Genomic DNA, 11,515 nt, shown 5'->3' on the forward strand with positions numbered 1-11,515 from the left:
TCCGACGGCGCCTGTCACCCGCAGTTGTCGAATCACACCAGGCGCGCACCTGCCGGCGCGCCGGCAGGCCCTTGCGGCTCGGTCACCCATGCTCACCGACCTCGGCCGGAGCGCGGTAGAGCCGGGCGACGACCTCCTCGATGTCCGGCTCGACGATCGCGATGTCCCGCAACGCGGCCAGGTCGGCCAGCCCGGCCACCACCTCGGCGACGGTCGCCGACTCCAGCACGAAGACCAGCCGGTGCCCGTCCGCCTCCACCCGCTGCAACGGGGCACCGGGCAGTGCCGGCGGCTCGGGCAGCGCGGTATCCAGCTCGGCGACGACCATCCGGCGGGAGCCGTACCGGCTGTGTAGGGCGGCGATCGAGCCGTCGTGCACCACCCGGCCGTGGTCGATCACCACCAGGCGCCGGCAGAGCCGCTCGATGTCGGCCAGATCGTGGGTGGTGAGCACCAGCGTGGTGTCGCCCGCCCGGCCCAGCTCGGCCAGGAAACCGCGGACCGCCTGCTTGCTCACCACGTCCAGCCCGATGGTCGGCTCGTCGAGGAAGAGCACCTCCGGGCCGTGCAGCAGCGCGGCGGTCAGCTCGCCACGCATCCGCTGGCCGAGGGAGAGCTGCCGGACCGGGGTGTCCAGGAACTCGTCGAGGTCGAGCAGGCTCCGGCACCGGGCCAGCCGGGCCGCATGCTCGCCCGCGGGCACCCGGTAGACGTGCCGGAGCAGCTCGAACGAATCGCGCAGCGGCAGGTCCCACCAGAGCTGCGAGCGCTGGCCGAAGACCACGCCGATGCGCAGCGCCAGCCGGGTACGCTCGGCCACCGGGCGCAGCCCGCACACCCGGGCCTGTCCCGCCGACGGCATCAACACGCCGGTGAGCATCTTCAGCGTGGTCGACTTCCCGGCGCCGTTCGGGCCGATGTAGCCGAGCATCTCGCCGCGCTCGACCCGCAGGTCGACCCCGTCGACCGCGGTGACCGTCCGCTTCTCCCGGCGCAGCCGGCCCGCCTTGACCCGGACCGTGAACTCCTTGCGCAGCCCGCGCATCTCGATGACGCTCAAGATCCCGTACTCCGGTAGTGACGGATCCCGACCCGCCAGGCCAGGGTGGCGATCGCCGCGGCGACCACCGCGACGCCCGGCGCCACCCAGCCGACCCAGCCGGGCAGGCCGAGCGGGTCGGCCCGGCCGAGCAGCGCCAGCGCCGGGTGGTAGCTGACGAAGGCGAACCCCATCCCGTACGCGAAGAGCGCCCGGAACCAGCTGCCGTAGACGGTGACCGGGTACGAGGTGAAGTCACGCCCGCCATAGGTGACCGAGTTGGCCAGCTCGCCGGAGTCGATCCAGTAGAACGACACGGTGGCCGTGGTGACGAAGACCGAACCGAAGAAGACCACCGCGGCGAGCGGGGCGACCACCGCCAGCGCCACCCGCCCCGGCGTCCACTGGATGCCGGCCGAGGCGAGCGCCACCACCAGCACGGCCAGCCCGAAGACCGCCCGGGACACCTTGCGCAGCGGCAGGTCCATCAGCAGCAACTGGGGCAGCGCGGCCAGTGGGCGGACCAGCACGGCGTCGAAGAGGCCGGTGCGGACGTACCGGGGCAGCCGCTCGATGTTGCCGACCAGCAGGTCCGCGGTGGCGAACGCGAACGACGACAGGCCGACGATCACCAGCGTCTCGCGGAGCGTGAAGCCGCCGAGCTCGCGGGTGACCCCGAACAGCACCAGCACGGTGACCACGTCGAACACCGTGGCCCCGACGTTGCCGACCAGGTCCACCACGAACGACGCCCGGTACGCGGCCTGCGACCGGGCCTGCGCGCCGAGCAGCGCCCGGTACGCGGCCAGCCCGGGCGGTCGCCGGTCCGCACCGCCCGGCCACACCGGTCCACTCTCCACGGTTGACCGGCCCGGGCCGGTCAGCGTCCCCGGCTCAGCCACCCCGCACCGCCTGCCGCGGTTCAGCCACCCTGCACCACCAGGCGGCGCTCGGCTCGGCGCTGCACCAGGCGGCACAGGGCGAGCAGCGCCACGGCCCAGCCGAGCTGCACCCCGACCAGGCCGAACTGCATCGCTGCCGGGTCCCGTTCGACCAGCACGTCGAGCGGGATCTGGAGCAGGCTCGGGAACGGAGTCCCGTACCGCAGCCCGGCCTCCAGCCAGCCGGGCAGGAAGCCCAGCGGGAAGTAGAGGCCGGCGAGCACGCCGGAGCAGAGCGTCCACAGGATCAGCGGACCCCGGACGTCCTGCAACCAGTACGCGGTGGCGTTGACCAGGTATCGGCAGCCGAAGCAGACCACCACGGCGAGCAGCACGGAGAGCGCGAAGAGCGGCAGAGTGGCCCAGCGGCGGGGCAGGTACACGTCGAAGAAGAGCAGGCCGACCAGCACCGGCGGCACCAGCCGGGACAGCGAGGCGAACCCGGCGCGGCCCAGGTCGGTGGCGAAGTAGCTGGTCACGGGGTGGATCGGGCGGAGCAGGTCGGCGGCGATCTCGCCGGTCCGGATCCGGTCGGCCAGCTCGGTCCAACCCCAGATCGCGACCACCGCCAGCAGCCCCTGCCCGACCCAGACGAAGGTGGCGAGCTGGGCGCGGTCGTAGCCGGCGACCCGGCCCGCCGCGCCGGCGGCCGCGACGAAGATGTAATAGCGCAGGAAGCCGAAAACGCTGTTGGTGACCACTCCCGCCACGGCGGCCTGGCGGTAGGTGGCGTGACGCCGAAACCCAGATCCCACTATGGCGCCGAATGTCCGAAACCATCGGGTAACGTTTGAGTCCGTGGGCGGTGCCACAGTGGCGGTGACAGAGCCCACGCCGCTACCCTCCTTCCGCAGCCACGACGTGCCGGACCGGGCGACTCTACCGGCGCGCCGGGGCCCCGGCGCGACAATTTCCAACGAGGTGACATCGCCGTGAGCGAGCGACGCGAGCCGGCCCGGGGGCCGCGCCGCGCCGGCGGCGACGGGACCTGCCGATGAGCGGCTGGGACCAGTGGCGCGAGCCGGCCGAACCGTCCTGGGCCGCCGAACCCACCCACGAGTGGCGTCCACAGTTTCCGGGCCAGCGCTACCCCGGTGACATCGGCATCGAGTACCTGACCTCACCCGCGCCGCGCGGCCGGGCCGTCGTCGGCCGGGCCGAGGTGCACCCCGTCAGCCCCGGGCCAGCCGAGGACTCGTACCCGGTCAGCCCGGCGGGCCCGGACGGCCGGCGCGGCGCGTACCCGGTGAGCCCAGCGGGCCCGGACGAGCGCCGCGGCGGCCACCCGGTGAGCCCGGCAGGCCCGGACGAGCGGCGCGGTGGCTTCCCGGGACCGCGCGGTTCGGGCGAGCGGCACGGGCACCCGGAGGGCCGCGGCGCGGAGGAGCCGCACCCGGACGGGCGGCGGGCGTGGGCGGACCGGCGCGCCCCCGGCGACGGACCCCGGCGCGGCCCGGTACCGCACCCCGGCGACCGGTACGACCCGCACGAGCGGATCCCGGAGCGCGCCGCGGGCCGGCCCGACGACCGGTACGACCCGCACGAGCGGATCCCGGAGCGCGCCGCGGGCCGGCCCGACGACCGGTACGACCAGCGCTGGGTGCACCCCGAGCCGGGACGGCGGACGCCGGACGCGCAGCGGCCGGTCTCCCCCGCGCCCGAGCCCGGCTGGCTCCCGGAACCCGGCGAGCTCCCGCCCCGTCCCCAGCCGCGACCGCCCTGGTCTGAACCGCGCCGGGGCCCGGCCGACGGGCGACCCAACGGCACCCCGCCCAGCCCAATGGACCGGCGGCAGCCGGGGTACGACGGCCCGGCCGACCAGCGGCGCCCGGCATCCGACGGCCCGGTCGACCGGCGGGAGCGCGGCTTCGAGCGCCCCACCGACCGGCGCGACCCGAGCTTCGGGCCCCACACCGACCGACGCGGCCCCGCCTTCGGGCCGCCGGCGGACCGGCCCGACCCGGGCTTCGACGGTCCGCCCCGCCGCGAACGGGACCCCGGCTTCGACGGGCCACGCCGCCAGCCCGACCCGCGCCGGGAGGCCGCCGCGCGGGCCGAGACGTACCGGGACGCGCCGGACGGCCCGCGCCGACCGGTGGATCCGTACCGGCCGGAGCCCGGCCGGTACGACGAACCGCAGCCCGCCGCTTTCGGACCGGGCGACCGGTGGGACGGCCGGCGCCCCCCGAGCGACCCCGCGCGCCCACGGACCGAGGAGCCGTCGGCCGGCGAGCGCCGGCCCCGGACCGAGCCGGCCGCGTACCGGCCCGACGAGCGACACCGCCCGCCGGCCGTCCCCGACCGCCCCCGCCCGGACGGGCCGCCGCCGCGCCCCGGCGACGAGGCCCGGTACGACGCCCGCCGTCCCGACCCGGCCGCGCACCGTCCGCACCCCGAGCCGGTCGGCCCGCGGGCCGAGGACGGGCCGGCGTTCCGCCCGGAGCCGCGGCAGGGCCGCCCGGCCGAGCCCGGTCCGGCACGCCTCGGCGACGGCTGGCGTCCGTCGGCACCCGCCCAGCCCCGGCCGGTCTCCGGCGTGCCCGCGCACCCGGCCCCACCGCCCCCGGCCGCCACGCCGGCCACCGCCGCGACCCCTCCCACCGAGGCTCCGGTCTCCAGCCCGCCCGTCGGCACTCCCGCCGCCGGACCGGCTGCTCCGACCGAGGCCAGGAGCGCGGCGGCACGCCCGCCCGTACCGGCGCCACCCGTCTCCCCGGCACCAACCGGACCCGGCACGGCCACGCCTCCGGCAGCCGGCCCAGCCCCGTCCACTGCCGCGCCTCCGGCACCGGCCACCGACATGCCCCGGCGGCCGGCACCCACCGCCGAGGCGCGGCCGGCGGGCACCTCGACGTCCGGGGAGGCGGCCGACGGTGTGGCCGCGACGCCGACCACGGTGGAGGACGGCGGCGACCGCCCCGAGGCGGCGGGGCCGGACCGGCCGGGCCACGACGGGGCCAGCCGGGTGGTCGAGGAGGTGGAGGCCTGGTTCCGGCCGAGCCACCCCGTACCGCCGCCGACCGCCCCGGTGGACGAGGCTGCCCCGGAGGCCGCCGCGGAGCCCGAGTCCGGAACGCCCGCCGCCCCCGCGCCGGAGGGCGCTGCGCCCACCGCTCTGGAAGCAACTGCTCCGGAGGCCGCCCCCCAGGCGGAGCCGGAAGCCCCCGCAGCCGCCGCTCCGCCCGGGTCGGCGCCAGCCGCTCCGGAGGCTGCCGTCCAGCCCCGACCGGAACACCACGCACCGTCCGCCCCGGCCGCCGACGCTTCCGCCCAGACCGGTTCGGAGGATGCGGCACCCTCGCTGCGGCCCCGGTCGGGCTCGCCTGCCGAGCCCGGCACACCGCCGGTGTCGGCGCCTCCGGCCCAGGTCGCCGCGCCCTCGGCGCCTCCGGTCCCGGCCGCCGCGCCCTCGGCGTCGGCAGGTCCGACCGATGGGCCCGCACCGGCAACGCCACCCGTGTCGGCGCCACCGGCCCAGGTCTCCGCACCACCCGCCGAGGTGTCCGCACCACCCGCGCAGGTCTCCGCACCACCCGCGCAGGTCTCCGCACCACCGGCCCAGGTGTCCGCACCACCGGCCCAGGTGTCCGCACCGCCCGCGCAGGTCTCCGCACCGCCCGCGCAGGTCTCCGCACCACCGGCCCAGGTCTGCGCACCAGCGGTACAGGCTTCGGTGTCGGCGGAGCGGCCGACGGCGGAGACCGAACCGCGGGAGCCACGCCCGGCGGACCCGGAGCAGGCGCTGGCCGCGTTCCGGTGGCGGCTGCACCCGGAGACGCTGCGTGAGGAGGCTCCCGATCCGGAGGCGCTGCGCGAGGTCCGGGAGGGGCTCACCACGAAGCTCGGCAGCGCGCTGGACAACCGCAGCCGGGCCCGGCTGCTTAGCCTGCGGTCGGTGGCGTCCCGGATCCTCGGCGAGCTGGACGACGCCGTCGCCGACGCCCGGCTCGCCCTCACGTACGCGGACGCCACCGGCGAGCTGCGGCGGACCGCGCTGGCCCGCGCGCGGCTGGCCGAGGTGCTGCGCTGGCGGGGCGAGCACGCGGAGGCCGACCGGCTCTTCGCCGAGGCCAACTCGCCGGAGCTGCCCGACCGGCTGCGCGCGGCGCTGCACGAGCACGCCGGCCGGTCCTGCTACGACCAGGGCCGGCTGACCGAGGCGTGCCTGCACTTCGAGCGCGCCCTGGACCTGCGCCAGGCCGAGGACGCCGAACTGAACGCGCGTACGGCGATGGCGCTGGACGCGGTCGCCGCGCGGGCCGCGACGGACGGCTTCGGGCCGAAGCCGCGGAGCCGGGAGGCGATCCTGGGCCGCGAGCGGTACCCGGTGCCGACCTTCGACGAGCAGCAGGAGCTGTGGGGGTACGCGGACGAGGCGGGCGAACTGGTGGTCGAGCACCGGTACGCCGAGGTGCAGCCGTTCCGCGAGGGTGTGGCCTGGGTACGGCGGCCGGAGGCGTCCCGCTGGGCGCTGATCGACACCACGGGCGCGGCGCTGATCGAGGCGAACAACGGCTACCGGGCGGTCGGCTCGTTCTCCGAGGGCCTGGCCTGGGTGTCGATGGACGGCAAGGGCCGGTGGATGGCGGTCGACCCCACCAACATCGTGAAGATCCCGCCAGGGTTCGAGGACGTGCGACCGTTCCGGGCGGGCCTGGCGGCGGTCCGCCAGAACGGCGCCTGGGGCGCGGTCGACCTGACCGGTCAGGTCGTCGTGCCGACCCGCTACCACGGCTTCACCACCGCCCTGGCCGACGGCCGCCAGGTGGACGGCTTCACCGAGGAGGGGCTGGCCGTGGTGGAGCTGGCCGGCCGTCGAGGGGTGGTGGACCGCAGCGGCCGGGTGCTGGTCCCGCCGGCGTACCCGGCGCTGGTCGTGCACCCGGTCGCCTTCCTGGTCGGCGACGGGTCGGGCCGCTGGGGCGCGCTGGACCGCCGGGGCGAGCCGCTGATCGACCCGGTGCACCCCGGCCCCGCGGCGGTGATCGCCGAGATCGACCGGCTGCTCGCCGACACGACACCGGTGCTCTGACCCTCGGATCACGCCGCCTGCCCGGCCGAGCATCACACCCGCGTCGCGCCTCGGCGCGGCCATGATCCGGCGGGGCTAGGGTCGAGGCATGGAATTCCGACACCTAGGCCGCTCGGGCCTGATGGTCAGCGAGATCTCGTACGGCAACTGGATCACTCACGGCTCCCAGGTCGAGGAGCAGGCCGCGGCCGCCTGTGTGCGGGCCGCCCTGGACACCGGCATCACCACCTTCGACACCGCCGACGTGTACGCCGGCACCAAGGCCGAGGAGGTGCTCGGCCGCGCGCTCAAGGGCGAGCGCCGCGAGGGGCTGGAGATCTTCACCAAGGTCTTCTGGCCGACCGGCCCGGGGCGCAACGACCGCGGCCTGTCCCGCAAGCACATCATGGAGTCGATCAACGGATCGCTGCGCCGCCTGCAGACCGACTACGTGGACCTCTACCAGGCCCACCGGTACGACTACAGCACCCCGCTCGAGGAGACGATGGAGGCGTTCGCCGACGTCGTGCACTCCGGCAAGGCGCACTACATCGGCGTCTCGGAGTGGAAGGCGTCGCAGATCCGCGAGGCCCACCAGCTCGCCCGCGAGCTGCGCATCCCGCTGGTCTCCAGCCAGCCGCAGTACTCGATGCTGTGGCGGGTCATCGAGACCGAGGTGATCCCCACCTGCGAGGAGTTGGGCGTCGGCCAGATCGTCTGGTCGCCGATGGCGCAGGGCGTCCTGTCCGGCAAGTACCTGCCGGGCCAGCCGCCGCCGGTCGGCTCCCGGGCCACCGACGAGAAGTCGGGTGCCGGGTTCATCGCCAAGTGGCTCGGCGACGAGGTGCTCACCCGGGTGCAGCGGCTCAAGCCGCTGGCCGAGCAGGCCGGGCTGACCATGCCACAGCTCGCCATCGCCTGGGTGCTGCAGAACCCGAACGTCTCCTCGGCGATCGTCGGGGCGTCCCGGCCCGAGCAGGTGCACGACAACGTCAAGGCGGCGGGCGTGAAGCTCGACGCGGACCTGCTCAAGGCGATCGACGAGATCGTCGAGCCGGTCACCGAGCGGGACCCGGCGAAGACCGAGAGCCCGGCGCAGCGCCCGTGACGCTCTCCCCGGGCCGGCACGGCCACCGCGCCGGCCCGGGCCCCTTCCCGGGCACGCCGAGGCATGGCCGCCCCGCCGCTGCGCGGCGGCTCCCGCCGCCCGGTCAGCCCCGCCAGAAGCGGATCAGCTCGAACCCGAGTGCGTAGAGCTGGGGCGGCAGCCCGAGGAAATCCGCCACGCTGAAGAGGGCGCCGAAGAACCAGCCGTTGATCCGCGGACTCCACAGCAGCGCGAACAGCAGGATGAAGCCGTACGGGGCGAACAGGTCGTACATCCGGCGGTACTGCGGGCTGAGCCACGGCTGGATCATGTTGCCGCCGTCCAGCCCGGGCACCGGCAGCAGGTTGAGCACGCTGGCGGTGAGCTGGAGGAACGCCAGCAGCCCCACCCCGGCCCAGAACTGCAGCGGCCCGACGTTGCCGTACCCGAGCCACAGCGCCGCCACCAGGACCAGAGTGAACAGCACGTTGGTGGCCGGACCGGCCAGGCTGACCAGGGTGTGCCGCAGCCGGCCGGGGATGGCGTGCCGGTCGACCCAGACCGCCCCGCCGGGCAGGCCGATGCCGCCGAGCAGCACCACCACCACGGGCAGCACGATCGACAGCAGCGGGTTGGTGTACTTCAGCGGGTTGAGCGTCAGGTAGCCGCGGTGGGCGATGTCCCGGTCGCCGGCGCGGTAGGCGACCACCGCGTGGGCGTACTCGTGCAGGCAGAGCGAGACCAGCCAGCCCGAGACCGCGAAGAGGAAGACGTCGAACCGGACGTTGCCGTAGCCGTGCCAGGTCATCACCCCGCTGACCACGAAGAGCGCGACCAGGGCGAGGAAGATCGGGCTGGGCCGGAACGCCGCGCGGGGCACCCCGAGCACCAGCGGTTCGCCCGGGCGGTCGTAGCCCATCACTGGGCCGGGGGCAGCAGGCTCATCCGGTATTCCACCCGGTCGTCCTCGACGAGCGCGACGGAGGTGACGCCGGATTCCGCGAGCTCCCGCCAGGTCTGGCCGATCCACGACTCGGCGTCCGCCTGGCTGCTGAACGACTCGGTCGGCCCGTCGACCGATTCGCCGTTCGCGCCCTCGTACCGCCAGCTCCACGCCATGCCGCGTCTCCCCTCGCCGCCGTCGTTCCTGGGACGGAACCCCCGCAAGCGTAGTCGGCCGCACGCGGGCACCACGTTCCGGACAGGGCCGCCGCTGGATCATGGCGCGAGCCGGCCGGCCGGTACGGTGGCCCGGTGCTGACTGAAGGAGTCGTGCTCCGCGACCGCTACCGGCTGAACGAACGCATCGCGACCGGCGGCATGGGGGCCGTCTGGAAGTGCACCGACACCCTGCTGGGTCGCGAGGTCGCGGTGAAGGTGCTGCTGCCGTCGCTGGTCGCCGACCCCGAGTTCACCACCCGCTTCCAGGCCGAGGCCCGGATGCTGGCCGCGCTGCGGCACCCCGGCATCGTGCAGGTGCACGACGCCGGCTCCGCCACGCTCGCCGACGGCAGCCAGGTCAGCTACCTGGTGATGGAGTACGTCGACGGCGATCCGCTGGTGACCTGGATCCGCCAGGCCGGCCGGCTCGACCCGGCGTCCACCATGTCGGTGGTGGCGCAGGCCGCCCACGCGCTGCACGCCGCCCACCTCGCCGGAATCGTGCACCGGGACGTCAAGCCGGGGAACCTGCTGGTCAAGCGGGACGGCACGGTGGTGCTGGTCGACTTCGGGATCGCCCGGGCCAGCACCATGGCGGGGATCACCGCCGCGCACATGGTGCTCGGCACCGCCTCGTACATGTCGCCGGAACAGGCCACCGGCCAGGCCGTGTCGGCCGCCACCGACGTGTACGCGCTCGGCGCGGTCGCCTACTACTGTCTGGCCGGCCGACCGCCGTTCGACGGCGACAACCCGCTCCAGGTGGCGCTGCGGCACGCCCAGGACGAGCCGCCACCGCTGCCGGTGGGCACGCCCCCGGCGGTGGTCGAGCTGGTCCGCCGGGCGCTGGCGAAGCGCCCCGCCGACCGGCACCCGACCGCGCTCGCCCTGGCCGAGGCCGCCCAGGACGTCCGGGACGCCACGCTGGCCAGCGTGCCCGTGCCGGCCCGCCCGCCGTGGGCGGTGGCCGGCCCGGCCGTGCCGGGGCCCGCCGTGCTCCCGACGCCGGACGCCCCGGCCGCTCCCGATTCGCCCGCCACGGCCGGTCCCGGTGCCGCGGCCCCCGGCCTCGCCGGCGGTACCCCGCCCGGCGGGCCGGCCCACGCCGGGTTCCCGGCCGGCCCGGGCCCGGTGTCCGCCGCCCCTGCCGCCCCGGGCGAGGCGGAGCGCCCCGCCGCTGGTCCGGGGCGTGGCATCGGGCCGGCCGCTCCGGGTGCCGCCCCACCGCATACCGGCCCGGCCGCGACAGGCGGCCCGGGACCGGCACACCCCGGCCCGGTCGGCGGGGTCAGCCCGCCCGCCGGCGCGGGCCCCGGCCCCGATGGCTGGTCCGGACCGAGCACCCACCCCACCGCCGGGCAGCCCGCCGGGGCCTCGGGTCCGGCCCCGGCCGGTCCGGCCTGGTCGGTCGGGGCCGCGCACCCCGGTCCGCGCCCCGGCGGGTACGGCCCGGAGCAGGACCGGCATGCCGGCTCAGGCGTACCGCCGACGCTGGAGGAGCCGACGGGGCGCCGCAGGCGGAGGCGGCTCCTCGCCCTGGCCGGCGCGGCCGGCGTCGTCCTCGTCGCGCTGGCGACCGCCGGGGCGGTGGCGGCGCTGCGTCCCGAGGACCAGGCCCCGTCGGGCGGCCGGACGGCGCTGACCGGCGAGTCGGCCCCCGCCGACTCCGGGCAGCCGGAGCCGTCGGCCACCGGGGCGGCCCCCGAGTCGCCGGCGAGCCCCACCGGGCGGCCCGGCCGGTCGCCCTCGGCCACGCCGAGCCGCTCCGCGCCCGGTGCCACGGTTCCGTCGGCCGGCGGATCGACGGCACCGACCGCCGGCACCACCGGTGCACCGAAGCCGACGAAGACCACGACCGCCCCGCAAAAGCCCAACCCGTACACGGCCGGACAGGTGTGCGGCAGCGGGTACCAGGTGATCGACTCGGCGACGCTGACCGCGAACGGCGTCCGCAAGGGTCGGGTCTACCTGCTCTACAACACGGCCAGCGGGGCCAACTGCGTGGTCACGCTCAAGGACACCGACGTCGGCCGGGCCACCACGGTGTCGGCCTACCTGGAGGTGCAGGGGAAGACCCGCAAGACCGACCGCGGGGCGTTCGAGTACTACGCCGGGCCGGTCGAGGCCGGTGCCGCCGGGGCCTGCGTGAAGTGGGGCGGGTCGCTCGGCGGGGCCAGCTACGGCAGCGCCTTCGAGCACTGCGACTGAGCCCGCCCGGCCGGCCGGGCGACCCGCCGGTCACCGTCCGGGCCGGCAGGCGGTGACCGGCCGGGCGG

At 76.3% G+C, this 11,515-nt stretch carries 8 protein-coding genes; 3 read left to right on the plus strand and 5 right to left on the minus strand.

Annotated elements, in window-relative coordinates; genetic code table 11:
- Positions 1–82: 82 nt before the first annotated feature.
- The 3 genes from ACGF4F_RS09830 to ACGF4F_RS09840 all read right to left on the minus strand — a co-directional run bounded on the left by ACGF4F_RS09830 (position 83) and on the right by ACGF4F_RS09840 (position 2,813).
- Complete coding sequence (locus ACGF4F_RS09830) at positions 83–1,060, minus strand: ATP-binding cassette domain-containing protein (RefSeq protein ID WP_393076336.1); 978 nt, start codon at positions 1,058–1,060, stop codon at positions 83–85.
- Positions 1,057–1,848 (minus strand): ABC transporter permease, encoded by a 792-nt coding sequence (locus ACGF4F_RS09835; protein ID WP_393076828.1) that lies wholly within the window; start codon positions 1,846–1,848, stop codon positions 1,057–1,059. The genes ACGF4F_RS09830 and ACGF4F_RS09835 overlap by 4 nt, the downstream gene beginning before the upstream one ends.
- A 113-nt stretch (positions 1,849–1,961) precedes the next feature.
- Positions 1,962–2,813, minus strand: a complete 852-nt coding sequence (locus tag ACGF4F_RS09840) for an ABC transporter permease (protein WP_393076339.1) — start codon at positions 2,811–2,813, stop codon at positions 1,962–1,964.
- A 161-nt stretch (positions 2,814–2,974) separates the two neighbouring features.
- Here ACGF4F_RS09840 and ACGF4F_RS09845 point away from each other — a divergent pair, with 161 nt between their 5' ends.
- On the plus strand, positions 2,975–7,012 hold the full coding sequence (locus tag ACGF4F_RS09845) for a WG repeat-containing protein (protein WP_393076342.1): 4,038 nt from the start codon (positions 2,975–2,977) through the stop codon (positions 7,010–7,012).
- An 88-nt stretch (positions 7,013–7,100) separates the two neighbouring features.
- The gene (locus ACGF4F_RS09850; RefSeq protein WP_387272250.1) at positions 7,101–8,099 is read left to right on the plus strand and encodes an aldo/keto reductase family protein; all 999 of its coding nucleotides are present in this window, start codon (positions 7,101–7,103) and stop codon (positions 8,097–8,099) included.
- 103 nt (positions 8,100–8,202) lie between these two features.
- On the opposite strand, the gene ACGF4F_RS09855 is transcribed toward ACGF4F_RS09850, so the two are convergent.
- Positions 8,203–8,997, minus strand: a complete 795-nt coding sequence (locus tag ACGF4F_RS09855) for a site-2 protease family protein (protein WP_073833656.1) — start codon at positions 8,995–8,997, stop codon at positions 8,203–8,205.
- On the minus strand, positions 8,997–9,197 hold the full coding sequence (locus tag ACGF4F_RS09860) for a hypothetical protein (protein WP_393076346.1): 201 nt from the start codon (positions 9,195–9,197) through the stop codon (positions 8,997–8,999). The genes ACGF4F_RS09855 and ACGF4F_RS09860 overlap by 1 nt, the downstream gene beginning before the upstream one ends.
- 135 nt (positions 9,198–9,332) lie before the next feature.
- On the opposite strand from ACGF4F_RS09860, the gene ACGF4F_RS09865 reads away from it, so the two are divergent.
- The gene (locus tag ACGF4F_RS09865; protein ID WP_393076349.1) at positions 9,333–11,447 is read left to right on the plus strand and encodes a protein kinase; all 2,115 of its coding nucleotides are present in this window, start codon (positions 9,333–9,335) and stop codon (positions 11,445–11,447) included.
- The last annotated feature ends 68 nt before the right edge of the window (positions 11,448–11,515 follow it).

It is taken from the genome of Micromonospora sp. NPDC047740 (genome assembly GCF_043204735.1).
GTDB lineage: Bacteria > Actinomycetota > Actinomycetes > Mycobacteriales > Micromonosporaceae > Micromonospora.

Coding starts and splice junctions, on each gene's coding strand:
- ACGF4F_RS09850 (WP_387272250.1), top strand. CDS start 7,101: ATGGAATTCCGACACCTAGGCCGCTCGGGCCTGATGGTCAGCGAGATC.
- ACGF4F_RS09860 (WP_393076346.1), bottom strand. CDS start 9,197: ATGGCGTGGAGCTGGCGGTACGAGGGCGCGAACGGCGAATCGGTCGAC.
- ACGF4F_RS09855 (WP_073833656.1), bottom strand. CDS start 8,997: ATGGGCTACGACCGCCCGGGCGAACCGCTGGTGCTCGGGGTGCCCCGC.
- ACGF4F_RS09845 (WP_393076342.1), top strand. CDS start 2,975: ATGAGCGGCTGGGACCAGTGGCGCGAGCCGGCCGAACCGTCCTGGGCC.